This window comes from Sulfitobacter sp. S223, assembly GCF_025143825.1.
Taxonomy (GTDB): Bacteria; Pseudomonadota; Alphaproteobacteria; order Rhodobacterales; family Rhodobacteraceae; genus Sulfitobacter.
Genome location: NZ_CP083560.1, coordinates 3,483,181 through 3,509,086, shown reverse-complemented (window position 1 = coordinate 3,509,086; position 25,906 = coordinate 3,483,181). Strand labels below are relative to the sequence as shown.

The following is a 25,906-nucleotide window of genomic DNA, read 5'->3' as shown; positions in this document are numbered from 1 at the left end:
ATCTGGCCTTTCCGAGTAAAATAGTCGACATAGAGGCATGGCCCATGTGACGACTCCTTCGAGCAAGACTAAACGCGATGGCGTGCGCGCGCTGTCTGGCGTAGCTGTCTTGGTCGCAGCAATCTGCGCTTTGCCCATGCTGGCCGTACTTCTGGCTGCGCTTTCTGGCGGCACAGAGACTGTGCAACTGTTAGCGCAGACCGTATTGGGCGGCTATGCGCGCACCACGTTTTCGCTGGTGGTGCTTGTGGCGCTGGGTACGTTTTCAATCGGTGTGGGGGCTGCGTGGCTCGTTACCATGACGCGTTTCCCGGGTGTACGTCTGTTTGAGATTGGTCTGGTGCTTCCACTGGCCTTTCCAGCCTATGTGCTGGCCTATGCCTATACCCATGTATTGGATCACCCCGGTATCGTGCAAGCCACGCTGCGTGACCTGACCGGCTGGGGGCCCCGCGATTATTGGTTCCCTGAAATACGGTCGTTAGGGGGCGCGGCGGCGATGCTGGTGCTGGTGCTTTATCCTTATGTCTATCTATTGGCGCGGGCAGCATTCTTACAACAAAGCGGGACAACCTTTCTGGCCGCGCGCGCGTTGGGCTCTTCGCCTTGGGCGGCGTTCTTCAAGGTTAGCTTGCCCCTTGCACGGCCGGCGATAGCAGGTGGTGTGCTGCTGACCGTGATGGAAACCATTGCCGATTTTGGAACCGTTGCGTATTTCGGCGTGCAGACCTTCGCCACTGGCATATACACCAGCTGGTTCTCTTTGTTTGACCGTGTAGGTGCTGCGCAGCTCGCGCTGTGTTTGCTCAGCTTTGCCCTGCTTTTGGCCATGCTTGAGCGGATGCAGCGGGGAGATGCCAAGTACCATGATCCGGCGCGTCAGGCGAAAGCTGCCCCACCGGCAGAGTTGCGCGGTTGGCGTGCAGGCTTAGCCATGCTGCTTTGCGGCGTGCCTGTTGTTTTTGGTGCGATCCTTCCGATCGTGGTGTTGTTCATTATGGGCCTTGGATCAGAGCAGAATTTGCTGAGCGCGCGCTATCTTGGGTTCATCAAGAACTCGGCCACTTTGGCATCTGTCGCGGCAGTCGTCACGGTAGCCGCAGCAATCAGTGTCGGATTTTTTCAACGGATGCAGGGCGGACGGTTGGCACAAGGGTCCGCTTATGTGGCGCGGCTTGGGTACGCCGTTCCGGGTGGCGTGATCGCCGTGGGCCTGCTGGTGCCTTTTGCGGCGTTTGATAACGCGCTGGATGCCTGGATGCGCAGTACCTTTGACATCTCGACCGGCTTGCTGATTACCGGGTCTATCTGGTTACTGGTTGTCGCCTATATGGTCCGCTTTCTGGCCGCCGCTTTGGGTGCTTACGAAGGCGGGCAGGCCATGGTGCATGTAAATATGGATGCGGCGTCCCGTTCCTTAGGGCAGGGGCCGATGGGCACGCTACGCCGCGTACACCTCCCGATTCTTGCACCAAGCCTGTTGACTGCGTTGCTGATCGTATTTGTGGATGTTATGAAAGAGTTACCCGCGACTCTCATCATGCGGCCCTTCAACTTCGATACATTGGCAGTGCAAGCCTATCGCTTGGCAAGCGACGAACGGCTCGAAGGTGCAGCCGTGCCAAGCCTTGTTATCGTGGCGATGGGATTGTTGCCTGTTATCCTGATTTGTCGTCAGGTCGGCCGCCGCTAGCGCGCCAATTAAGGCAAGGCCGCGCGCCAGAAGAGAACAGGCGCGCGGGAAAGCTTCATCAGTCTTTAGCGATCTTGTCTTGGGTCTTGGTCTCGAAATCGCTGGCATCGTGACGCTCATGCAATTGCATAGACAGGTCGTCGCCGAACGCGCGATTGACCATTCGGCCCCGTGTAACAGCAGGCCGAGCATCAATCGCGTTGGCCCACCGCATGACGTTTTCGTAGCTGGCCACGTCAAGGAATTCAGCCGCTGAATAAAGACGGCCAAGAACCAACTGACCGTACCAAGCCCAGATCGCGATATCCGCAATCGAGTATTCCCCAGCAAACCATTCATTCTCTGCCAGATGCCTGTCCATCACATCTAGCTGGCGCTTGGTTTCCATTGCAAAGCGGTTGATCGGATATTCAAATTTCTCGGGTGCATAAGCATAGAAGTGGCCAAAACCGCCGCCAAGATAGGGGGCAGAACCCATCTGCCAGAATAGCCAGCTCATCATCTCTGTCCGCTGGGCAGGGTCCTTTGGAATGAACGCGCCGAATTTTTCCGCCAGATGCAGCAGGATCGCGCCGCTTTCGAAGACGCGTTGTGGTGTGTCACCAGAGCGATCCATCAGCGCGGGGATCTTTGAGTTCGGGTTTATGTCCACAAAGTCGGAGCCGAACTGATCAGCCTCACCGATGTTGATCAGCCATGCGTCATATTCTGCACCCGAATGTCCGGCGGCCAACAGCTCTTCCAGTAGAATGGTGACCTTTACGCCATTTGGTGTCGCAAGAGAGTAAAGCTGCATCGGGTGTTTGCCGATCTCAAGCGTCTTGTCATGGGTGGCACCTGCGATCGGGCGATTGATCGAGGCGAATTTGCCGCCGCTTTCGCTGTCCCATGTCCAGACTTTTGGTGGGGTGTATTCGGCCATCGTTTTATCCTTTTCAATATTTTGTCTGTTGCCGACATATTGCGCGGCGGCAGGGGTAAGTACCAGTAACGATCGTCTGGTCCCTTGAGGGTGGTGCCAGATCGTTGCTGTGTTAGGTTTTAATCATCAGATAATCGATTTAGGAGAGATCATGGCGCAAGCAATGGCTGGATTGATCCGGATGGCTGTATTGCTCATCGCGCTGGCATCGCCTACCGCCTTGATCGCGCAATCCGATCTAGAAAACGGTAATCATCCGCGTCACGGGATCATGTGGAACAAGACGGGTTTGCCCGGGGTGTTTCCATTGCTTGTTAAGACCAACCTCGGTCAGAACTACGTTTTGTTGTTATCGGAACCTGACTCCGGAGAGGACGCATTCGCAGCGTTTATCGTTGGGGGGCGGTTCTTTAAGGTTCTGGTGCCGCCTGGGACCTACCGCGTTCGGTTTGCCACGGGGATAAGCTGGCAGGGCGAAGACGCCATGTTCGGCCAGCAAGGTGAGACAAAGATCATCGAAATGCCCGAGCTGCTGACATTTGAGGTGCAAGGGTTTGGGAACAAAGCAGGTCATATGATTGACCTGACTGACAGTGATTCTGGGGAAATGGCTTCGCTGCGCATTGAGCCAGAGTTGATCTGTCAAAGGATATCCTGGGAAATCGATCAATGTGGAATGCCCGCGGGGGCAGGGCGCATCGGATGTGATGAGCAGGATGCTTCCGGCGGGCCGATCCCCTTTTCAGGACGCCGCTTCAGACTGCGTACTGTTGTCTGTCAGTAGACAACAAAAAGGCCGCTCCGGCGGGAGCAGCCTTTTTAAGTCACCAAGAAGAGGCGGCTCAACCCTGACGGGCTTTAAAGCGCTTCTGGGTTTTGTTGATCACGTAAACGCGGCCTTTGCGACGCACAACACGGCAGTCGCGGTGCCGGTTTTTAAGCGAGCGGAGCGAATTGCGAACTTTCATCAGTTCCATCCTTCCAGTTATGTGGCGCGGGCCAGCGCCGGGTTACGGGCAGCACGTTCGCGAGGCGAACATGCCAATGAATACATGGTGGGCGATACTGGGATCGAACCAGTGACCCCTTCGATGTCAACGAAGTGCTCTACCGCTGAGCTAATCACCCACTATATGAACGCGATTCCCAAGCCCCAAACAAAAATGGGGCGCGAAAACACCGCGCCGTCCGCGTGCTATAAAAGGAGTCGCATCGGTGATCAAGGGCTTTTGGCTTTGTAATAATCTGCGCTATGTCTTTTATTTGAAAGGATACACATATGCCTGCTTCTGCTTTTGATGTTTTGCTGCCTGCGAGGCCTGCTTCATGTGTTGTATTTGCCTCACCACATTCCGGGCGAGACTATAGCTGGTCGTTCCTGCGCAAGACGGTTTTGAACGAACATGCGATCCGTTCTTCCGAAGACGCCTTCGTGGATAAGTTGTTCGAATGCGCGGCAGAGTACGGTGCGGCCTTCATCAAAGCTGGTGCTCCGCGGGCCTATGTTGACCTGAATCGCGCGCGTGACGAGCTTGATCCCGCATTGATCGAAGGCGTGCGGCGCATCGGACATAATCCGCGCGTGTCATCCGGTCTGGGGGTCATACCGCGCGTTGTGGCCAACGGAAGGGCAATTTACCGTGGAAAAATGAGCATGGAAGAGGCGCAAGAGCGGATCGAGCGCTACTGGGTGCCTTACCATAACCGGTTGCAGGCGCTGTTGGACTCGGCCCATGCCCATCATGGCCAGACGGTTCTGATTGATTGCCATTCTATGCCGCATGAGGCGATGGATGGCGTAACCCGAGCAGGCATCCGCCGCCCTGACGTTGTGCTGGGCGACCGCTTTGGTGCCGCAGCGAGCGGTGATGTCGTGGACCGGATTGAAGCTGCCTTTGCGGCGGCCGGCTTTGTTGTGACGCGCAATGCGCCATTCGCGGGCGCCTATATCACTCAGGCTTTCGGGCGGCCTGCAAAGGGGCAACATGCTGTTCAGGTGGAAATCGACCGCTCGTTATACATGAACGAGCAGTTGATCCGGCCCAATGGTGATTTCGAAGCTGTTCAGACCGCGCTGCGCGGTGTGATTCGGCAGGTCGCAGCCATTGGCGAAGGCCGCGTTCCGCTGGCTGCCGAATGACGCGCCTAGCGCAGCGTTCTGCCTTTGACTATCGCGCGCGCACCAAACCGGTCGCGGATGGCATCTGTGGCGCGCTCAGCCTTTGAGCGGCGGCCTGCATCAGGATCAAGGAGATCTCCGAGCTTGTCGGCATCCGCTGCATCGCTCAGGTCCGACAATCCGCACCCAAGCAACCTGTAGGGCCCTTTTTCTTTCACTTGATCGAACATGCCGCTTGCCGTGCGGTAAATCCGATCGGCAAGCTGGGTCGGGTCGCTGAGGGATATGCGCCGCGACAGTAATGTGTGATCTGCGCGCTTGAGCTTGAGCGTAACCACGCGACCAGCGAGATTCTTCGCCTTGGCGCGGTCTGCGACTTTCTCAGCCATTCGCCAGATATGACCGTCCAGTAAGTCCGGATCAGACGTGTCTTCGCCAAAGGTTGTTTCATTCGAAATGGATTTCATCGGCGCATGGGATGAGACGCGTCTGCGATCCTGACCGCGCGCAAGGTGGTACAGGCGTTCACCCATGCCACCGAAACGCGCGACCAGATCAGCCTGCTCCCAGCGCAGCAGATCAGAAAACGTGCGAATGCCCGCCTTTTCCAGTGATGCCTGTGCCGCGGCACCCACACCCCAGATCATGCGCACGGGTTTGTCGCGCAAAAATGCCTGCGTCTCTTTCTTACCTATCACGGAAAACCCGTGTGGTTTGTCGAAATCGGATGCGACTTTGGCCAGAAATTTATTGTGGCTCAGCCCGATAGAGCCTGTCAGCCCCAGTTCGGTTTTCATGCGGCGCACGAGGTGCGCAAGCATGACGGCTGGCGGCGCACCGTGTAGTCGGGCGGTACCGCTCATATCCAGAAACGCTTCATCCAGCGACAAGGGTTCGATTGCCGGAGTAAGCTCTTCCATCATGGCGCGGATCGCACGGGAGGCTTTGACGTACTCCTCCATGCGCGGCCTGATCACGACAGCTTCTGGGCAAAGTTTGAGTGCTTGAAACATCGGCATGGCTGAACGGACGCCGCGGATGCGGGCGACATAGCAAGCCGTCGAGACAACGCCGCGCTGTCCTCCACCGATGATGACCGGCTTACCTTCAAGCGAGGGATCATCGCGTTTTTCAACTGAGGCATAAAAGGCATCGCAATCCATGTGGGCGATGCTTAGATCCCACAGCTCAGGGTGGCGCGTCACGCGCGGACTGGCGCATGACGGACACCTGCGGGCGTCTTCAAATCGGGTCAGGCAATCGCGGCAAAGGGCTGGCATGGCGGGGATTGTGATCTATCAAGGGATACCTAACTATAAAGCTCCCAGCCGGAGAGAGCCATGCAATTCGACATTGAGCCATATGACGGGGCGCCGTTCGCAGGGGCCAAGCTTGCGCTATATCTTGGGGATGAATTGGCGGTGATCTTACGCGATGCGACGCCCGGCCTGATTTACGCCGATCATTGGGATTTGCCCGGTGGAGGCCGCGAGGGCGCTGAGACACCGCTTCAGTGTGCCTTACGAGAATGTCAGGAGGAGCTTGGGCTATACGTCCCGCAGGATGCTATTTGTTGGGGGCGATCGTTCAGCGAAGGCCCATTGGTCAAGTGGTTTTATGTTGGGTATTTGCCACAATCGTCACAGTCAGATGTGATTTTCGGGGATGAAGGCCAAGTCTGGCAAATGATGCGCGAAGAGACATTTATCACCCATCCGAAAGCCGTTCCATCGTTTCAGGCACGACTTTCGATCTGGGCCGCGACACGCGACGCGGCCCATGAAAATAAATAACTTTATTCGAAAAACCCCCCCGCTTCTCTTAGCGGGGGGAAGGTGACGAACATCAGGAAGATCCAGTTCGTCGGGGAGTATCACCACCTTACCGATAGCATGAAACGGTCACTTTACCTAGCTGGACAAAAGTAGACGCAGCGTCAAACCCGACCAATGTGTCCGATTTGGCACACGTTTAAGTTGAAGTTGGTGCATTTGACATCTCGGTGATGATGGCGCGGGCCGCAGCGGCGGGGTCTGCGGCGCGATGAATTGGTCGGCCAACCACCACATGGTTCGCGCCGTTGCGGATTGCTTCAGCGGGTGTTGCAACGCGCTTTTGGTCACCCAGATCGGCTCCGGCCGGGCGAACACCGGGCGTCACAATGAGCTTGCCCTCAGCTTCAGGCAGCGCACGGATCATCGCGGCCTCTTGCGGAGAGGCGATGACGCCGTCGGCCCCGGCTTCGAAGGCATTGCTGGCGCGTGCGACAACCAGTTCGGGCAGGTCGCCTGCGCGGATCAGGCCCGCGTCTAGGTCCGAACGGTCCAGTGAGGTCAGGATCGTCACACCGAGGATTTTCAAGTTGCTGCCGCCGGCACCTTCTTTGGCGGCGCGTACGACGTGCGGATCACCGTGCACGGTCAGAAAATCGATGTCGAATTGCGTCAGTCCGCGGACTGCTGCCTCGACCGTAGCGCCAATATCAAACAGCTTCATGTCGAGAAAGATGCGCTTGCCCTGTTCCTGCTTCAGCTCGTTTGCCAAGGCTAAGCCGCCACCGGTCAGCATACCCAGCCCGATCTTGTAAAAGTTCACCGTGTCTCCGAGCTTGGCCGCAAGTTCGAGACCGGCAACAGCGTTGGGAACATCAAGGGCGACAATCAGGCGGTCATCAGAGAGGGGATTGGTCATCGGGCAAGCTCCATCAGGCAAGGGTGTGACAAACGCCTTGCGGCATAGGCGATGGGGCGCGTCGTGTACATGAAAAAAGACCCGATCTCCGAGGGACGGCAGACCGGGTCACAGTGTCAGAGACAGTGCAGGCAGGCGAATGTCTCCGGTTTTGCGCGGCGGCGGTGTGCTGGGGACAATCAAACACACACGCCATATGCCTGGCGCAAATAGGGGTGGGCGGCTTGCGGCGCTTAGGCAGCGCGGTTCAGCGGCCCGAATCCGAGTTGGGCAAGCCATGCGCGAGGATCAAAGCTGGGCCGACCGGCGCGTGTGTTGGCAACATGGTGACGCATTTGGGAATGCATTGTTTTGCCAGCTTTGTGGCGGCGCAATGCCTGCGTCTCGAGTCCACGAGCAGCTTGCTCAAAGCTCATGGAAATAGGAGCTTCGATGGCGCAAGGGTATTTGGCGGTTTTGGTGTGGGAAGCAACAGTTACCAATGCCTCAAAGCATTGAGTGCCAGCGTTGTATACCACATCGCTAATTTGTACTTTGGTACGTTCCATATTCTCGACCTCTTCTGCTCTCGTATGTTCGGAGCTTCTGTGCTTATTTGGACACTTTCGATAAAAAATAAACTGTTAAGATCGAAAAAAGTTTCCCTCTGTGAGTCGGAAAACTTTGATCCTGAAGAATGTCATTTTATTTCATACGGTTAGACTAGGTCATTTTCCGCCGATCGCAGTGATGGACGGTCAGTCATTGTGTCATGGCCGTGAAGATGATGCGATCAGAGACAGAAAAATGCAGTGTAGATGATCTTGATCAAGGCGGGATTGCATCCCAAATGGGTAGTGTGAGGTCCACACCAGATGTATGCCGCCGGGCGGGTGCATCTCCTAGTGGACGCTTTTGAAAAGGAGAATGCCATGGACTTGAACAAGTTCACGGAGCGGTCGCGCGGTTTCGTGCAGGCTGCCCAGACTATCGCAACGCGGGAAAGCCATCAGCGCTTGGCGCCCGAGCATTTGCTAAAAGCACTTATGGATGACGAGGATGGGCTGGCAAGCAACCTCATCAACGCATCGGGCGGCAACGCCACAGCGGTCAAGCAGGCCGTGGATATCGCGTTGGGCAAGATGCCCAAGGTAAGCGGTGATGCTGCACAAACCTATCTTGATGGCGCAACGAACCGGGTATTGGCCGAAGCTGAAGCATTGGCCAAAAAGGCTGGTGACAGCTTTGTGCCAGTTGAACGCGTTCTGATGGCGCTGTGTATGGTGAAATCCGAAGCGAAAACCGCGCTTGAGGCGGGTAAGGTTTCTGCCCAAAGCCTGAACACAGCCATCAATGATCTCCGCAAGGGGCGCACGGCAGACACCGCCAGCGCTGAAGAAGGTTATGATGCGCTTAAGAAATACGCGCAGGATCTGACTGCACGCGCCGAAGAGGGAAAGATCGACCCGATTATCGGCCGCGACGAGGAAATCCGTCGCACGATGCAGGTTCTTAGCCGCCGCACCAAGAATAACCCGGTCCTGATCGGGGAGCCGGGCGTAGGTAAAACTGCGATTGCCGAAGGGCTTGCCCTACGGATCGTCAACGGCGACGTGCCTGAAAGTCTGCGCAACAAGAAGCTGTTGGCGCTCGACATGGGGGCGTTGATTGCCGGCGCGAAATATCGTGGTGAGTTTGAAGAGCGCCTCAAGGCGATCTTGACCGAGGTCACAGAGGCCGCGGGCGAAGTGATCTTGTTCATCGATGAAATGCACACACTTGTTGGTGCAGGTAAGGCTGATGGCGCGATGGATGCGGCCAACCTGATCAAGCCCGCTTTGGCGCGCGGTGAGCTGCATTGCATCGGCGCCACGACGCTGGATGAATACCGCAAGTACGTAGAGAAAGACGCGGCCCTTGCCCGGCGTTTCCAGCCTGTGATGGTGCTGGAACCAACGGTGGAAGATACCGTCAGTATTCTGCGTGGGATTAAAGAGAAGTACGAACTGCACCACGGTGTGCGGATCGCCGACAGTGCCTTGGTCGCTGCTGCAACTCTTAGCCATCGGTATATCACTGACCGTTTCTTGCCCGATAAAGCGATCGACCTTGTGGACGAGGCGGCCAGCCGTTTGCGCATGGAAGTCGACAGCAAGCCAGAAGAGCTGGACGCGCTTGATCGCCAGATCCTTCAGTTACAGATCGAGGAGGAGGCCCTGAAGATCGAAGACGATCAGGCCAGCAAGGATCGCTTGGAGGCACTGCAAAAGGATCTTGCCAGCCTCAAAGAGCGCAGCGATGCGATGACGGCTGCATGGCAGGCGGAACGTGACAAGCTTGCCGGTGCCCGTGACATCAAGGAAAAGCTCGACCGCGCCCGCGCCGAGCTGGACATCGCGAAGCGCGATGGCAATCTCGCTAAGGCGGGGGAGCTGTCCTATGGGGTCATCCCTGAGCTGGAGCGGCAGCTAGTCGAGGCGGAAAGCCGTGAAGAAGGTGTCATGGTAGAAGAAGCCGTGCGCCCTGACCAAATCGCCAGCGTTGTCGAGCGTTGGACAGGTATTCCTGCCGGCAAGATGCTGGAAGGGGAGCGTGACAAGCTGTTGCAAATGGAAGAGCAGTTGCACAGCCGGGTGATCGGTCAGGATGCTGCTGTTAAGGCGGTAGCCAATGCAGTGCGCCGCTCGCGCGCTGGTCTGAATGACGAAGATCGTCCGCTGGGTAGCTTCCTGTTCCTTGGGCCAACTGGCGTGGGTAAGACCGAGCTGACCAAAGCCGTTGCCGAATTCATGTTCGATGACGATAGCGCCATGGTGCGTATCGACATGTCGGAGTTCATGGAGAAGCATGCCGTGTCCCGTCTGATCGGTGCCCCTCCGGGTTATGTCGGATATGACGAAGGTGGTGTGCTGACCGAGGCGGTTCGCAGGCGTCCATATCAGGTTGTTCTGTTCGACGAGGTCGAAAAGGCGCATCCGGACGTATTCAACGTGCTGTTGCAGGTGCTGGATGATGGTGTGCTGACCGATGGTCAGGGACGTACGGTAGACTTCAAGCAGACGCTGATCATCCTTACGTCCAACCTTGGTGCGCAAGCACTAAGCATGGCGCCCGAAGGTAGCGACATGGTTGAAGCCAAGAAAGACGTGATGGAGGCGGTGCGCGGGCATTTCCGCCCTGAATTCCTGAACCGTCTGGACGAGACGATTATCTTTGATCGCCTGAACCGTGAAAACATGGACGGGATCGTGGATATTCAGATGGCGCGTTTGCTGAAGCGTCTTGCGGCACGCAAGATCGAATTGCAGCTGGACGAAGGCGCGCGCAAATGGCTGGCGGATGAGGGATATGATCCTGTATTCGGCGCAAGGCCATTGAAGCGGGTGATCCAATCCGCGTTGCAAAATCCGCTGGCAGAGATGCTGCTGGCAGGTGACGTAAGCGACGGTGACATCATCCCGGTAAGCGCGGGCGCTGACGGGTTGATCATCGGGGACCGGATATCGGCGACCAATCGCCCTAAACCGGACGATGCCACTGTGCATTAACAACAAAAGGCCCGCAGTGATGCGGGCCTTTTCTTTAGCCGCTCAACGATATCAGAAGATAAAGTCTGTCGCGTCGATAAGGGCCATGTCGGTGTTGAGCAGGGTGACCAAATCAGGGCCATTGGCGACAATCAACGTATGGGCGCCGCTTTGGACAATCGACAGGTCCGCAATGTCTTGCACGCCGACATAGTTGGTAAAGTCGAGCATGTCTGCGCCATCCTCGAAATCGGTGATGGTGTCGCGATGCGCGCCGTTCTCGAAGACAAAGACGTCGGCGCCAGTACCGCCTGTCAGCTCGTCCTTGCCGATACCGCCATTCAGGATATCTTCGCCTGAATCGCCATAGAGCTTGTCATTGCCATGTTCGCCGATCAGCATGTCGGCTCCGTCACCGCCATGCAGGCGGTCGTTTTTGCTGCCGCCGTTCATGCTGTCATTGCCCAAGCCGCCTTCCAGCAAATCGTTGTCATTGCCGCCCATAAGGGTGTCGTCGCCGGCTCCGCCAGTCAGTTTGTCTTTGCCGTCATCGCCGTACAGCTGATCGTTTCCGGCTTTGCCGTCCAGTTGGTCATCACCGGCATTGCCAGTCATGATGTCTACACCGGACTTCCCGTTTGCCTTGTCATTGCCTGCAGCGCCAACAAAGACTCTATCCAACAGGATGAAGTCCTCGTTTCCGAGCTCTGCGGCTGTGACGCCGGCCAATGTAAGCTGGTCCTGACCAAGGAAGTCGATAACCACGCCTTCGGGAGTATCCGTCATCGCAAGGTCTTCGATCGCGTTGATGCCATGAATGTCTTGTGATGTCAGATCAATTTTGTCTTCGCCGATGGTGAAGTCAGTGATCTCATCCGCGCCTTCAGCTGTGCCGATATAAAAGACATCGTTGTCGGCACCACCTGTCAGCGTGTCATTGCCGGTGCCGCCATCAACAGTGTCATTGCCTGCGCCGCCGTCAAACGTATCGTCACCACCCAGCAGGGCGACATTGTCATTCCCATCCGTCCCGATATAGAAATCAGCGCCTTCGGTGATCGCCGGAGGTGCCACATATTCGGTCGCGTTAATTGAATAGGTTTGGGCCGAACCCTGGCCAGCAACGCGCAGTGAGAAGCTGGTGCGACCGATAGCGGTAAATTCGAAAGAGATCGTGTTGCCATCAATCACGGCAGCAGACGTCGACGCGGTACCAAAGTTCTGGGCGTCACCGGAAACAACGCTGTTTTCTATGCTGAAGGCAGCAGCGGAATAGTTGAACTGATCCATCAGGTAGATTTCAGTGTAGCTGGCTATGTCCGCGACGGTCAGACTCACTGTATAAGTCTCGCCGATGGTCAGCCCTTCAAGGTTGACGCCATCGGTTGTGTCCGGTCCGCCCAAAGTGCCGTTGAATGTATCGTCCACGAGGACGCGGTATGAGCCCATGCCTGCATTATGCGTCGCATCGACGCCTTCGTTAATAATAGCCATCTATATTATGCCCGTTTTAAGTTTCCGAAATGCGCTGGTTTGCCTACCGTCAGAATGTTTGGTCGGACTGCGCAGAAGCTGGCTAGTTTCACATTCAGGCTAAATTGCGAAAAATTCGCGATATTTCCCCCTCACTTTTCCAGAAAGAGCCATAATTTCAGTTGGGTAGGGGCGAATCAAAGGCTTTGCCTGACGCTTCGGGCTACTGACAATAGAGTGTGCAGACTGAAATGTGGGGCAAAAGAATTTGGTCATGTGGCACGCGGCCACTACCTATACGTCAGCAATATAGGAGAGACCCCATGGCCATGCGCTGGAAGAACACGCTTAAAGATCACCAAGTGACGGACGAGGCGGCATTCCTGAACCGGCGGCAGCTTATGGGCGGCGCAGCGGCAGGGCTTGGCCTTGCGGGGATCGGAGCCGGAGCAGGGCTTGCCGCGGGCGAGAGCCTTACGGCGAACAGCTATGAAGATATCACCCAGTACAATAACTACTATGAGTTCGGCACGGGGAAGGATGATCCCGCCCGTTATGCCGGAACGCTGACGACCCAGCCGTGGAGCGTACAGATTGACGGGCTGGTGGATCGTCCGGGGAATTACGCTTTCGAAGACATCATGAAGGCCATGACGATTGAGGAGCGCATCTATCGGTTCCGCTGTGTAGAGGCGTGGTCAATGGTGGTGCCGTGGAACGGGTTCGAGCTGGCCGATCTGCTTAGTATGGCCGGTGTCCAGACTGGCGCCAAATATGTCGCCTTTGAAACTGCGTTGCGTCCGGATGAAATGCCTGGCGTGGCCTTTCCAGTTCTTGACTGGCCGTATGTAGAGGGCCTGAGGCTGGATGAGGCCATGCACCCGCTGACCATGATGGCCACAGGAATTTACGGCAAAGACATCCCTAACCAGAATGGCGCGCCGCTGCGATTGGTTGTTCCGTGGAAGTATGGTTACAAGTCCATCAAGTCTATTGTGCGGATCACCCTGACCGATACCCAGCCTCCGACAAGTTGGAACAAGGCAAACGCCCGAGAGTACGGCTTCTATAGTAATGTGAACCCGGAGGTGAACCATCCTCGCTGGAGCCAGGCGAGCGAGCGGGTGATTGGTGGCGGTCTGTTTTCAAAGCGGATCCCAACCCTGATGCTGAATGGTTATGAAGAAGAAGTTTCGCCGCTTTACGCCGGTATGGACATGCGGGCCAATTTTTAACGAGTAAGAGGTCAGGGGCCGGGCGCGGAATTTTCAGAGTTCCGGACTGCTTTTCGCAAAGCGGTGCCTTGGTCGCTGGCCGGAGGACGTCTTATGACTGCGGTGATCACCTACCTGAACGGCGCTCTACGCCGTGTGCCAGTTTGGCTCCTCTATATACTATGTCTTCTACCGGTCCCTTGGCTGCTTTATCTTGCGCAAACGGGTGGCTTGGGTCGTGAGCCGATCAAACCCTTGGAGCACGAGTTGGGCCAGATCGCTTTGCAGCTCTTGATCGCTGGTCTTTGCATCACACCTCTTCGGCAATACCTCGGCTTGAACCTGCTTCGGTTCCGTCGCGCTTTAGGACTGCTCGCTTTTATATATGTCGTGCTGCATCTAGCCGTATGGGTGGTTCTGGATATGAGCCTGCTTGGACAACAGATGTGGGCCGATATCTGGAAGCGTCCTTACATTACTATTGGTATGGCTGGCTTCGTCACGCTGCTGCCGCTGGCTGTCACCTCAAACAACCTGTCAGTGCGCAAACTAGGAGCATCGACATGGCGCAAACTGCATAAGCTTACTTATGTCGCAGTCCTGTTGGGGGGCATCCACTACATATGGCTCGTCAAAGGCCTTCAGCTGAAGCCACTTCTCTATATGGCGGCGATTCTGGCGCTGTTGGCTTTGCGAGTCGTCAAAAGAACCCGTTCGTAGGTTTTTGATTCCCCGATTCCCACGGATTCGCCCTGACTTGGAGCTGAAAATGACTGAGATTGTGGGTAACCCTGTGGATAACTCGGTATGCCGCAAAAAGAGCCACTCAAGCTTACGTATGGTCCGCGCAACAAACCTGCGCTCAAGCAACTGTTCGCGCAATCATCGCAACCTAAGCTATTGAAAATCCTTAAAAATCGGGAATTTTGAAAAAAGTGGGCTTTCTGTGAAAAAAGCGCTTGCGGGTTTGGTGAACAAACCCTAGAACCCCCCTTACCGAAGCGCAGCAATGAGCTACGGGGCAGCGGACGGAACGAAGCGGAGACGCGGAGGGAAGGAAGCGAAGGAAGAAAATCAGAGGTACTGACGGGCGGGCGCGCCAATAAGATATGGCGCATCCGGTTGATATTTGTCTCTACGTTATTTGAAAATTGAATATCTGAAGAGATATGTGGGCGGTTTGGTCTATTTCGATGGATCAACGTCTGTATATCGCGCTCTTAGGCTTCGGTCGATGATAGAGTGTCAGCTTCACTGTTTGACGGACTTTCGATTACTTTGGTAATCTTTAGTACATCAAACGGAGAAAAACGCCTGTACTATTCAGTAAGTAGTGCAGGACGATGTGCAGAGGTTCGACGTCAAGGATATGATCGTAAGATCATTTCAACTTGAGAGTTTGATCCTGGCTCAGAACGAACGCTGGCGGCAGGCCTAACACATGCAAGTCGAGCGCACCCTTCGGGGCGAGCGGCGGACGGGTTAGTAACGCGTGGGAACATACCCTTTACTACGGAATAGCCTCGGGAAACTGAGAGTAATACCGTATGTGCCCTTCGGGGGAAAGATTTATCGGTAAAGGATTGGCCCGCGTTAGATTAGATAGTTGGTGGGGTAATGGCCTACCAAGTCTACGATCTATAGCTGGTTTTAGAGGATGATCAGCAACACTGGGACTGAGACACGGCCCAGACTCCTACGGGAGGCAGCAGTGGGGAATCTTAGACAATGGGCGCAAGCCTGATCTAGCCATGCCGCGTGTGTGATGAAGGCCTTAGGGTCGTAAAGCACTTTCGCCAGGGATGATAATGACAGTACCTGGTAAAGAAACCCCGGCTAACTCCGTGCCAGCAGCCGCGGTAATACGGAGGGGGTTAGCGTTGTTCGGAATTACTGGGCGTAAAGCGTACGTAGGCGGATCAGAAAGTAAGGGGTGAAATCCCAGGGCTCAACCCTGGAACTGCCTCTTAAACTCCTGGTCTTGAGTTCGAGAGAGGTGAGTGGAATTCCGAGTGTAGAGGTGAAATTCGTAGATATTCGGAGGAACACCAGTGGCGAAGGCGGCTCACTGGCTCGATACTGACGCTGAGGTACGAAAGTGTGGGGAGCAAACAGGATTAGATACCCTGGTAGTCCACACCGTAAACGATGAATGCCAGTCGTCGGGCAGTATACTGTTCGGTGACACACCTAACGGATTAAGCATTCCGCCTGGGGAGTACGGTCGCAAGATTAAAACTCAAAGGAATTGACGGGGGCCCGCACAAGCGGTGGAGCATGTGGTTTAATTCGAAGCAACGCGCAGAACCTTACCAACCCTTGACATCCTGTGCTAACCCGAGAGATCGGGCGTTCACTTCGGTGACGCAGTGACAGGTGCTGCATGGCTGTCGTCAGCTCGTGTCGTGAGATGTTCGGTTAAGTCCGGCAACGAGCGCAACCCACATCTTTAGTTGCCATCATTTAGTTGGGCACTCTAAAGAAACTGCCCGTGATAAGCGGGAGGAAGGTGTGGATGACGTCAAGTCCTCATGGCCCTTACGGGTTGGGCTACACACGTGCTACAATGGCAGTGACAATGGGTTAATCCCAAAAAGCTGTCTCAGTTCGGATTGGGGTCTGCAACTCGACCCCATGAAGTCGGAATCGCTAGTAATCGCGTAACAGCATGACGCGGTGAATACGTTCCCGGGCCTTGTACACACCGCCCGTCACACCATGGGAGTTGGTTCTACCCGACGGCCGTGCGCCAACCCGTAAGGGAGGCAGCGGACCACGGTAGGATCAGCGACTGGGGTGAAGTCGTAACAAGGTAGCCGTAGGGGAACCTGCGGCTGGATCACCTCCTTTCTAAGGATGTTTCTAGTAACTAGGCTTGCCTAGCTCGTGAAACACTTAGCAGGACAGCAAACAAAGCTGTCCATATTTGGAACATCTTAGGATGTTCTTCGGACCGAGCCGTCCTCATATCTCTTCAGAAACAGAACACGAGCTACCGCTCGTATGGGTCGGTAGCTCAGGTGGTTAGAGCGCACGCCTGATAAGCGTGAGGTCGGAGGTTCAAGTCCTCCTCGACCCACCATGATCCCGTAAGGGACTGATGGGGCCTTAGCTCAGCTGGGAGAGCGCCTGATTTGCATTCAGGAGGTCAGGAGTTCGATCCTCCTAGGCTCCACCATTACACGTAGAACACATCTTCAAGCAGTCATCAGACTTCTTGGACGTCTGTTCTACAGACGAATTAACATCGTAAAGAGAGATACAAATTACAGCACTGTATGGTCGCGCCGAGTGTGGCGATGATCTCAGTGGGTGCTGATCCCGCAAGGGTGACGCGAGCATTTGCATGGACTGTTTCCTCGGTCCCCCAGATGTCTGCCTGCTGAAAGCGACAGTGTTGTCCAAGTCAAGTACACTAACCGGAGTGGTCGTAAGGCCACTCGAAAAGTTGCAGCCCTGCACGGGTCTGCAACAGTTATGTATGCTTTTGATCTGGAAACAGGGATGACAGTTTCTTACCAGCTTCTGTTATCCACGAGAGACGCAAGTCTTTCTCTTTCTGGATCAAATCAAGCGCGAAAAGGGCGTTTGGTGAATGCCTTGGCAGTAAGAGGCGATGAAAGACGTGATACTCTGCGATAAGCCATGGGGAGCCGAGAATAGGCCGTGATCCATGGATTTCTGAATGGGGCAACCCACCTGATACTTTGTTATTGTTGCCACTTCGGTGGCTCTCAATAATGAGGTAAAACAGGTATTTCTAGACTGAATACATAGGTTTAGAAAAGCAAACCCGGGGAACTGAAACATCTAAGTACCCGGAGGAAAGGAAATCAATATGATACTCCCCTAGTAGCGGCGAGCGAACGGGGACCAGCCGAGCCATGATTGTGGTTAGAATGCGTTGGAATGCGCAACCAGAGTGGGTGATAGTCCCGTATAAGAAGCATGATTGGACGTATTAAGTAGGGCGGAACACGTGAAATTCTGTCTGAAGATCGGAGGACCACCTTCGAAGGCTAAGTACTCCTTACTGACCGATAGTGAACCAGTACCGTGAGGGAAAGGTGAAAAGCACCCCGACGAGGGGAGTGAAACAGTACCTGAAACCGAACGCCTACAATCAGTTGGAGGGCCCTTGCGGCCTGACAGCGTACCTTTTGTATAATGGGTCATCGACTTGGTCTCTCAAGCAAGCTTAAGCCGTTAGGTGTAGGCGCAGCGAAAGCGAGTCTTAATAGGGCGAATGAGTTTGAGGGATCAGACCCGAAACCGAGTGATCTAGGCATGGCCAGGTTGAAGGTAAGGTAACACTTACTGGAGGACCGAACCCACATCCGTTGAAAAGGATCGGGATGAGCTGTGCCTAGGGGTGAAAGGCCAATCAAACTCGGAGATAGCTGGTTCTCTGCGAAATCTATTTAGGTAGAGCGTCGACCGAATACCCTCGGGGGTAGAGCACTGGATGGGTAATGGGGCCCCACAGGCTTACTGATCCTAACCAAACTCCGAATACCGAGGAGTACTAGTCGGCAGACACACGGCGAATGCTAACGTCCGTCGTGAAGAGGGAAACAACCCTGACCTACAGCTAAGGCCCCTAATTCATGGCTAAGTGGGAAAGCAGGTGGGACGACCAAAACAACCAGGAGGTTGGCTTAGAAGCAGCCATCCTTTAAAGATAGCGTAACAGCTCACTGGTCTAAATAAGTTGTCCTGCGGCGAAGATGTAACGGGGCTCAAGCCATGAGCCGAAGCTTAGGATGCATTTATTGCATGGTAGCAGAGCGTAGTGTGACATAGTTCCATGTGTCCTTATCCTCCTTCGGGTGGAATTGGACACAAGGAGCTTTCTGTGAAGCGGGCCTGTGAGGGATCCCGTGGAGAGATCACTAGTGAGAATGATGACATGAGTAGCGACAAAGAGTGTGAGAGACACTCTCGCCGAAAATCCAAGGGTTCCTGCTTAAAGCTAATCTGAGCAGGGTAAGCCGACCCCTAAGGCGAGGCCGAAAGGCGTAGTCGATGGGAACCAGGTTAATATTCCTGGGCCAGATGGAAGTGACGGATCACAGAGGTAGTTCATCCTTATCGGATTGAATGGGCTGCTGAGTGGTTCCTGGAAATAGCTCCATCGCTAGATCGTACCCTAAACCGACACAGGTGGATAGGTAGAGAATACCAAGGCGCTTGAGAGAACTATGTTGAAGGAACTCGGCAAAATACCTCCGTAAGTTCGCGAGAAGGAGGCCCGGTTTCTAGGCAACTAGAGGCTGGGGGCACAAACCAGGGGGTGGCGACTGTTTATTAAAAACACAGGGCTCTGCGAAGTCGTAAGACGACGTATAGGGTCTGACGCCTGCCCGGTGCCTGAAGGTTAAAAGGAGGGGTGAGAGCTCTGAATTGAAGCCCAGGTAAACGGCGGCCGTAACTATAACGGTCCTAAGGTAGCGAAATTCCTTGTCGGGTAAGTTCCGACCTGCACGAATGGCGTAACGACTTCCCCGCTGTCTCCAACATAGACTCAGCGAAATTGAATTACCGGTCAAGATGCCGGTTACCCGCGGTTAGACGGAAAGACCCCGTGCACCTTTACTACAACTTCACACTGGCATTAGGCCGAACATGTGCAGGATAGGTGGTGGGCTTTGAAGCAGGGACGCCAGTCCCTGTGGAGCCTCCCTTGAGATACCACCCTTGTTCTGCTTGATGTCTAACCGCGGTCCGTTATCCGGATCCGGGACCCTGTGTGGTGGGTAGTTTGACTGGGGCGGTCGCCTCCTAAATCGTAACGGAGGCGCGCGAAGGTTGGCTCAGAGCGGTCGGAAATCGCTCGTTGAGTGCAATGGCAGAAGCCAGCCTGACTGCGAGACTGACAAGTCGAGCAGAGTCGAAAGACGGCCATAGTGATCCGGTGGTCCCAAGTGGGAGGGCCATCGCTCAACGGATAAAAGGTACGCCGGGGATAACAGGCTGATACTGCCCAAGAGTCCATATCGACGGCAGTGTTTGGCACCTCGATGTCGGCTCATCTCATCCTGGGGCTGGAGCAGGTCCCAAGGGTACGGCTGTTCGCCGTTTAAAGAGGTACGTGAGCTGGGTTTAGAACGTCGTGAGACAGTTCGGTCCCTATCTTCCGTGGGTGTAGGATACTTGAGAGGAGTTGCCCCTAGTACGAGAGGACCGGGGTGAACGATCCACTGGTGGATCTGTTGTGGCGCCAGCCGCAGTGCAGAGTAGCTATGATCGGACAGGATAACCGCTGAAGGCATCTAAGCGGGAAGCCCCCCTCAAAACAAGGTATCCCTGAGAGCCGAGGTAGACTACCTCGTCGATAGGCCAGAGATGTAAGCGTGGTAACACGTTCAGTTGACTGGTACTAATGGCTCGATAGGCTTGATTTGATCCAGTAACAGATAGACTTCTGTTTCTAGACAATCAAAAGCATACACACACATCAGTTGTACTGACTTGGACACTATCTGAATTTGTTTGGTTTGGTGATCATAGCGTAAGCAAAACACCCGGTCCCATCCCGAACCCGGCAGTTAAGTGCTACTGCGCCAATGGTACTGCGTCTTAAGGCGTGGGAGAGTAGGTCATCGCCAAACCTAACAAGTCCAGATAGTGAGTATCTCTCATTACAATGCTACAAAAAAGCCCCGATGGTTCATCCCGCCGGGGCTTTCGCTTGTTTGGAACTTGAAGTGACATCCAAGGTAGTCATTCTATGAGAGCCTCGGAAAAACTGCCTGATTAAGTTCAGATAGCTTCTGATCATGATCTCAGTCCTCCTAAAACTGAACCGAGTGGCAGCGTTGGATCTGAGCCGCGATGATCGAATGATCTGGCAACAATCTGGGACCCAACAGCGAGCATATCCAAAACCGTCCAGTTAAGGCTCAGACTTTACCTGTGGCCAATGGGAAACGGAGGCCTATGGAGTCCATTAAGCGGTCCGCGCTAACAGTTCAGCTATTGAGGATGAAGCGATCTACTGGTCAGGCGAAGCTTAATCTCTGCAAGTTCCACAGCTGTAGAATGTCCCGGTAATTTATCTTCGCTCTATCCAGCATGATCCTGCGAGGCCGTTGGTTATGCTGAACGACAAGCTATGGGCATTGTGGATGCTGTCGGAATTTGCTTTGTTCGTCAGGCAGGGACTTCCATATTTTGAAGTGATGCCGTTCCTTTTCTTGTCGGCACGATAACCGCGCAACCGAATGGAAACATAAGTGAACAAAGCTCTTAGAAACCTGCCACAAATCGAAACGGTTTTGTCTTTTTCTGAAATTAAAACTCTGGCCGAACGCTTTAGCCGTCCTGAGGTGGTGTCCGCCCTGCGGAAGGCTATTGAACAGCTCCGCCATGAAATATTAGCGGACAGCACTGTTGCGTTGCCTGATTTTGAGGGCGCCGACTTCGCATCTTTAGTGGCGGCAGATATCGAAAATGCGCGTTCGCCGTCACTCTTGCCGGTTATAAACGCAACAGGTGTTATTATTCACACGAATTTAGGGAGAGCACCGTTGGCCCGTCAGGCTGTCGCGGCGCTTAGGGGGGCTAGCGAAGGGGCATCCAATCTGGAATTCGATCTGGAAAGTGGAAAGCGGGGATCGCGCCATACTCATGTAGAGGCATTGATCTGTGAATTGACAGGTGCCGAGGCGGCAGTTGTTGTGAATAACTGTGCAGCAGCAGTATTGCTGGGTCTTATGGTCACGGCTACCGGCAGGAGCGTGGTTGCCTCTCGTGGTGAACTGATTGAGATCGGCGGAGCGTACCGTTTGCCTGACGTGATAGTACAAAGCGGCGCCGTCCTGCACGAGGTTGGTACAACAAATAAGACGCGCCTGAGCGATTACGAGGCCGCTATCGATGAAACAACTGCGGTTTTATTGAAAAGTCACACCAGTAACTTCAAGATAATTGGTTTCACTTCTGCGCCTGAACGCGGCAACCTTGCAAAGTTGGCTCAGGAACGCGGTGTTATCCTTATGGAGGACCTTGGCAGTGGAGTTCTGATCGACCTGTCACCGTATGGCATGGGCGAAGAACCCGTTGTCTCCGATATTCTAAAAGCAGGTGTCGACGTGGTTATGTTCTCTGGGGATAAACTCCTGGGTGGACCGCAGGCAGGCATTATCGCTGGAAAGCGCGAGATCATCGCAAAGTTGAAATCGCATCCTTTGATGCGGGCTGTAAGGGTGGACAAGCTGTCACTCGCGGCGTTGGAGGCAACGCTTCGGCTGTACAGCGCGCCACACGATCCGGTCAAAGAAATCCCCGTATTGCGGATGCTGGCCGACGAAATCGAAAGTGTTGAAGCCCGCGCCACCAGACTGGGAAAAGAGTTGTCCAATCTGGAAAGTCTGCAGCTTGAAGTGACGCCAAGCATCGCCCGTGTCGGCGCTGGTGCTTTGCCAGAACGGGATCTCCATAGCTTTAGCGTGTCGATACGGTCAGATAAACATTCACCCGATGCGCTTTGCGCGGCTTTGCGACAAAATAAGCCGCCGATTATTGCGCGGATCGAACGGGATCGTGTTCTGTTTGATATGCGTACGGTCAACGATGACGAGATTGACGTGATTGCTCGGGCAGTTACGCGGATTGCTAACGGATGAAGACCTGCTGCGTTGTCGTAATTGGCCACGTGGACCATGGTAAAACCACTCTGGTCCACGCCATAACGGGGATCGCGACCGATAGACTACCCGAAGAGAAGGCCCGAGGTCTGTCTATTTTGCCAGGCTACGCCCACCGTCTTTACGATGGCGGCATGGTAGATTTTATTGATGCGCCGGGACATGAGGATTTTATTCCGGCGATGGTTGGTGGTGCATCCGGTGCTGATGCCGCGCTGATCGTTGTGTCGGCGTCAGAAGGCATCGGCGCTCAGACCTTTGAGCACTTGGAAATTGCAGCACTACTGGGTTTGCAACGTGGGGTCATTGCTGTGACCAAGATGGATTTGATTGATCCATCCATTGGCTCTGCGCGGCTTGATGAATTGCGGGCAGCGTTATCCCAAACCCCATTTGGTTCTGCTCCTATGATTCAATGCTCAGCTTTGAGCGGTGACGGCTTGGATGATTTGAATGCTGCCATTGATGCGCTTTTAGTTGAGCCGTCAGGTGAACAGCGTCCGCAAGAAATGATGCTGCCAATTGATCGTGTGTTCTCTCTTAAGGGGCAGGGGACAATTGTGACGGGCACCTTGTTAGGCGGAAATATCACGACAGGGGCTGAAGCCGTGATCCAACCGTTTGGCCATTCTGTAACCGTGCGCGGTTTGCACAGTCGGGGGGATGTGCGCAAAACTGCGCACGTGGCAGAGCGGGTCGCGGTGAATTTGCGTGGTGTATCAATTTCCGAAGTGCCACGTGGAGCAGTGCTATGTGCCAACGGGTTCGGCGCGCCAACGGAATGCTTCGACGTTGAGGTGGAGTTGCTGTCCTCTGTAGATCAGCCGCTCAAACACATGCAGGAAATGCGGGTTCTATTCGGCACATCCAGCGAGGTGGCACAGGTCCGGCTGTTCGGGGCAGGGAGGATCGAACCGGGACAAAAGGGATTTGCCCAGCTCAGGTTCAAGCAACCGGTGTTCGGTTATTCGGGTCAACGTGCTGTGCTAAGGCAGCTTTCGCCGTCCGACACGATTGGTGGCGCGCAGATTCTAGACCCTCAGGCAACGCCTGCACGTGGAGGTGACAAGATGCGAACCGGGCTTTTGCAGGCAGTCACAGATCGTAACCCCGAACGAATAGCTACCGCGTTGACCCATGCGGGACGTGGTGTTGCTAGCCTTCAAGATATCGCACGGTTGTCGCGTAGGCCCGAAGGTGTCGATCTGGGTTCTGAGTTCGTGACCATTGACCAAACACACACCGCGCTCAATCCTCATCTTGAGACGAACAAAGAACGTATTGTTGCGGCGCTCACTTCTTATCACAAAATGTATCCGTTAAAGTTGCTGGCGCCCCATGCGGTAATTCAGTCCGCAGGCGTTTCCCCTTTGGTTCAGGCGCATGTTGAGGCGCAGCTTTGCGAAAACGGTATTCTTCGTGTGTCGGGCAATAAGGTTGCCTTAATAAGCCATGACCCTGAGGCTACGCTGTCTTCCGGTCAGCGTCAGCAACTTGCAAGCATCGAGGAAACCTATCGTCAATCTGCGCTGGCTTCGACGCAGCCACCAACGGATCAGTTCAGCTCCGATCTGATGGGCTTTTTGGCAGATACGGGGCGGCTGATCGCTTTGCCCAATGTCGCTTTGAAGCAAACGATCGTGTTTCATGCTGAAGCTCTCTGCAACGCCGAACGGAATCTTAGGGCGGCGTTTCCTGCGCCGACTGGATTTACCACCTCGCAAGCCCGCGCCGCCCTTGGCACCAGTCGAAAAATTATTGTGCCAGTATTGGAATACTTTGACAGCACAGGTGCGACGTTGCGCGTTGATGATAGGCGCCAGTTTGTGGATGCTATTTAGGTTCCCCCTCCTGCGCGGCCTTGCTAGACAGGTGGTTATGCGGAGGTGACTGGAGTCTGGTGGCTTCCCTGGTCTTCAAAACCATGGACGCGCTTGAAAAGCGTGTGGTGGGTTCGATTCCCATCCGCCTCCGCCACCTTTCAAGAAGGCTGGACATTAGGGCAATACACTCTGCAAAGTATGTCTGACATCGGGGAGGATCTACATGAGCACTACGCAGCCGCAGTTTTCGCTGAAAGATTTGGCGGGGAATTCACACGATTACCCGCGAGATAAGGCAAGCGTTGTGTGTTTTGTGAAAGAGGATTGCGAGACGTGCAACACCGCAGCTCCGGTTCTGGAGGCCTTGCACAAAGCATTCGGTGATAAAATGGATGTACTGCTGATTTCTCAGTCCGGTGAGGCCAATACCGTCTTTGCAGAACGTCATGACCTGACCATGCCGCTACTTGATGATCGCTCCTGCAAGGCTGCATTTGAGTGGGACATCGAAAGCGTCCCGTCAGTTTTCTGGATTGATGCAGCGGGCACCGTACAATCACAGTTCGAAGGGTTTGTGCGTAGCGATTGGGAAGCGTTGGCAGCAGAAATGAGCACAACGGCAGGCTTGCCCGCCGCACAAATTGATTGGGAAAGCCTTCCGGCCTGGCGTCCGGGCTGCGGCTCGAAACATCTTGATCCAAGTGTCTATGACAAGCTGCGCGCAGAGGCAGACGGCAGCCCTATTCGCGCCCGCAAGATCGAGGTCGCACCAAGCGATGATGTTGCCGAGTTCATGTTCGATCAGGGTTTCTCTGACGGGCTGCCGTTGGTGCCCCCGACGCCTGAGCGGGTGCTGCGCATGTTATCTGGCACCCACCGCGATCCGCAGGAAGTCATCGCTTCGGTCCCGCCGAATATGGGCATAGCTACGGTTGAAAAGATTGCGATCAACGCTGTCATGGCGGGTTGTAAGCCAGAATATCTGCCAGTGGTGATCGCCGCAGTTGAGGCCGTCTGCACGGACGAATTCAACATCCACGGCGTTACCGCCACGACTATGGGGGCCGCTCCGGTCATGATCATCAACGGGCCGATACGTCACAAGATCGGCATGAACATGAAGCTTGGTGCGCTTGGGGCCGGCAACCGCGCCAACGCCACGATCGGCAGGGCGCTGCGCCTGGTGGTGCGCAATGTCGGCGGGGCCAGTACTGGCGGTGTTGAGCGGTCGACGCTTGGAAATCCGATGAAATTCACGATGTGTTTTGCTGAGTGGGAGGAACGCTCCCCCTGGGCGCCGCTGCACGTTGAGCGCGGATTCGATCCAGAAGATTCGGTGGTCACGGTTTTTGCGATGACAGGGGGGCCGGTGCATATCGTGGATCAGACTTCACGCGCGCCGGACCAGATTGCAGGTTCGCTTGGGCTAGGTCTTGAAGGGGTTTTCCTGCCAAAGATGCGCAATCTGCCTGTAGATGCATTATTGGTGGTGTGTCCCGAACACATTGATACGCTGACGCGGGAGGGGGACTTTTCCAAAGACCGCCTGCGCGACCAGATCCAAAATGTAACAACGCGACCGCTGACTGAGATGTTGATGGATGAAAACTCTGGCGCGGGAATATCCGCCGCGGCGGCAGAGGCGATGGGCCCGGATGCCATGGCGCGTTCCGTTCCGAAGTTCGCAGGAAAAGAATTCATCCATGTAGTCGTGGCTGGCTCTGACGCGGGTAAATTTTCTTCCGCCTTCCATGGTTGGGCGACAGGGGCCGTCGGCTCACAATCAGTTTCCAAAAAGATCGACCTGGGCTAAGTTG

The 25,906-nt window shown here is 54.9% G+C and carries 16 protein-coding genes, 4 tRNA genes and 3 rRNA genes; 16 read left to right on the top strand and 7 right to left on the bottom strand.

Annotated elements, in window-relative coordinates; translation table 11 throughout:
- Positions 1–46: 46 nt before the first annotated feature.
- Positions 47–1,693, top strand: coding sequence for an iron ABC transporter permease (locus tag K3757_RS16725; protein WP_259997245.1), 1,647 nt, complete (start codon positions 47–49; stop codon positions 1,691–1,693).
- Between the two features lie 58 nt (positions 1,694–1,751).
- Here the strand turns inward: K3757_RS16725 and yghU are convergent, their stop codons facing one another.
- Positions 1,752–2,615, bottom strand: a complete 864-nt coding sequence (yghU, locus tag K3757_RS16720; RefSeq protein ID WP_259997243.1) for a glutathione-dependent disulfide-bond oxidoreductase — start codon at positions 2,613–2,615, stop codon at positions 1,752–1,754.
- 151 nt (positions 2,616–2,766) lie between these two features.
- On the opposite strand from yghU, the gene K3757_RS16715 reads away from it, so the two are divergent.
- Positions 2,767–3,399 (top strand): hypothetical protein, encoded by a 633-nt coding sequence (locus K3757_RS16715; RefSeq protein WP_259997242.1) that lies wholly within the window; start codon positions 2,767–2,769, stop codon positions 3,397–3,399.
- A gap of 58 nt (positions 3,400–3,457) precedes the next feature.
- Here the strand turns inward: K3757_RS16715 and ykgO are convergent, their stop codons facing one another.
- Positions 3,458–3,583: a type B 50S ribosomal protein L36 gene (ykgO, locus tag K3757_RS16710; RefSeq protein ID WP_025058716.1), complete on the bottom strand. Its 126-nt coding sequence runs from the start codon at positions 3,581–3,583 to the stop codon at positions 3,458–3,460.
- An 85-nt stretch (positions 3,584–3,668) separates the two neighbouring features.
- Positions 3,669–3,743, bottom strand: a tRNA-Val gene (locus tag K3757_RS16705).
- Positions 3,744–3,894: 151 nt separating this feature from the next.
- Between K3757_RS16705 and K3757_RS16700 the strand changes: the two genes are divergently transcribed.
- Positions 3,895–4,755: an N-formylglutamate amidohydrolase gene (locus K3757_RS16700; protein ID WP_259997238.1), complete on the top strand. Its 861-nt coding sequence runs from the start codon at positions 3,895–3,897 to the stop codon at positions 4,753–4,755.
- 5 nt (positions 4,756–4,760) lie between these two features.
- Here K3757_RS16700 and K3757_RS16695 read toward each other — a convergent pair whose 3' ends face one another.
- The gene (locus K3757_RS16695) at positions 4,761–6,014 is read right to left on the bottom strand and encodes a DNA polymerase IV (RefSeq protein WP_259997236.1); all 1,254 of its coding nucleotides are present in this window, start codon (positions 6,012–6,014) and stop codon (positions 4,761–4,763) included.
- 60 nt (positions 6,015–6,074) lie between these two features.
- Between K3757_RS16695 and K3757_RS16690 the strand changes: the two genes are divergently transcribed.
- Positions 6,075–6,527, top strand: coding sequence for an NUDIX hydrolase (locus tag K3757_RS16690; RefSeq protein ID WP_259997234.1), 453 nt, complete (start codon positions 6,075–6,077; stop codon positions 6,525–6,527).
- Between the two features lie 178 nt (positions 6,528–6,705).
- Here K3757_RS16690 and pyrF read toward each other — a convergent pair whose 3' ends face one another.
- Positions 6,706–7,425 (bottom strand): orotidine-5'-phosphate decarboxylase, encoded by a 720-nt coding sequence (gene pyrF, locus K3757_RS16685; protein ID WP_259997232.1) that lies wholly within the window; start codon positions 7,423–7,425, stop codon positions 6,706–6,708.
- Positions 7,426–7,658: 233 nt separating this feature from the next.
- Entirely contained in the window at positions 7,659–7,973 is a 315-nt protein-coding gene (locus tag K3757_RS16680) for an orotidine 5-phosphate decarboxylase (RefSeq protein WP_259997231.1), read from the bottom strand.
- 363 nt (positions 7,974–8,336) lie between these two features.
- On the opposite strand from K3757_RS16680, the gene clpB reads away from it, so the two are divergent.
- Entirely contained in the window at positions 8,337–10,952 is a 2,616-nt protein-coding gene (gene clpB / locus K3757_RS16675; RefSeq protein ID WP_259997230.1) for an ATP-dependent chaperone ClpB, read from the top strand.
- 51 nt (positions 10,953–11,003) lie between these two features.
- Here clpB and K3757_RS16670 read toward each other — a convergent pair whose 3' ends face one another.
- Positions 11,004–12,425, bottom strand: coding sequence for a calcium-binding protein (locus K3757_RS16670; protein WP_259997229.1), 1,422 nt, complete (start codon positions 12,423–12,425; stop codon positions 11,004–11,006).
- A gap of 302 nt (positions 12,426–12,727) precedes the next feature.
- On the opposite strand from K3757_RS16670, the gene msrP reads away from it, so the two are divergent.
- The 11 genes from msrP to K3757_RS16615 all read left to right on the top strand — a co-directional run bounded on the left by msrP (position 12,728) and on the right by K3757_RS16615 (position 25,902).
- Positions 12,728–13,639 (top strand): protein-methionine-sulfoxide reductase catalytic subunit MsrP, encoded by a 912-nt coding sequence (gene msrP / locus K3757_RS16665; RefSeq protein ID WP_259997227.1) that lies wholly within the window; start codon positions 12,728–12,730, stop codon positions 13,637–13,639.
- A gap of 93 nt (positions 13,640–13,732) precedes the next feature.
- On the top strand, positions 13,733–14,338 hold the full coding sequence (gene msrQ, locus K3757_RS16660; protein WP_259997225.1) for a protein-methionine-sulfoxide reductase heme-binding subunit MsrQ: 606 nt from the start codon (positions 13,733–13,735) through the stop codon (positions 14,336–14,338).
- A 667-nt stretch (positions 14,339–15,005) separates the two neighbouring features.
- Positions 15,006–16,468, top strand: a 16S ribosomal RNA gene (locus K3757_RS16655).
- Positions 16,469–16,623: 155 nt separating this feature from the next.
- Positions 16,624–16,700: transfer RNA gene (locus K3757_RS16650), tRNA-Ile, on the top strand.
- 20 nt (positions 16,701–16,720) lie between these two features.
- Positions 16,721–16,796, top strand: a tRNA-Ala gene (locus tag K3757_RS16645).
- A gap of 389 nt (positions 16,797–17,185) precedes the next feature.
- Positions 17,186–20,022 (top strand): 23S ribosomal RNA (locus tag K3757_RS16640).
- 92 nt (positions 20,023–20,114) lie between these two features.
- Positions 20,115–20,229, top strand: a 5S ribosomal RNA gene (gene rrf, locus K3757_RS16635).
- The 16S, 23S and 5S rRNA genes sit together here with 2 tRNA genes alongside, the layout of an rRNA operon.
- Positions 20,230–20,853: 624 nt before the next feature.
- Positions 20,854–22,245, top strand: a complete 1,392-nt coding sequence (selA, locus tag K3757_RS16630) for an L-seryl-tRNA(Sec) selenium transferase (protein ID WP_259997223.1) — start codon at positions 20,854–20,856, stop codon at positions 22,243–22,245.
- On the top strand, positions 22,242–24,107 hold the full coding sequence (gene selB / locus K3757_RS16625) for a selenocysteine-specific translation elongation factor (RefSeq protein WP_259997220.1): 1,866 nt from the start codon (positions 22,242–22,244) through the stop codon (positions 24,105–24,107). Before selA ends, selB begins: the two co-directional genes overlap by 4 nt.
- Positions 24,108–24,148: 41 nt before the next feature.
- Positions 24,149–24,243 (top strand) — tRNA-Sec (locus tag K3757_RS16620).
- A 69-nt stretch (positions 24,244–24,312) separates the two neighbouring features.
- Positions 24,313–25,902 (top strand): peroxiredoxin, encoded by a 1,590-nt coding sequence (locus K3757_RS16615; protein WP_259997216.1) that lies wholly within the window; start codon positions 24,313–24,315, stop codon positions 25,900–25,902.
- Positions 25,903–25,906 lie beyond the last annotated feature (4 nt).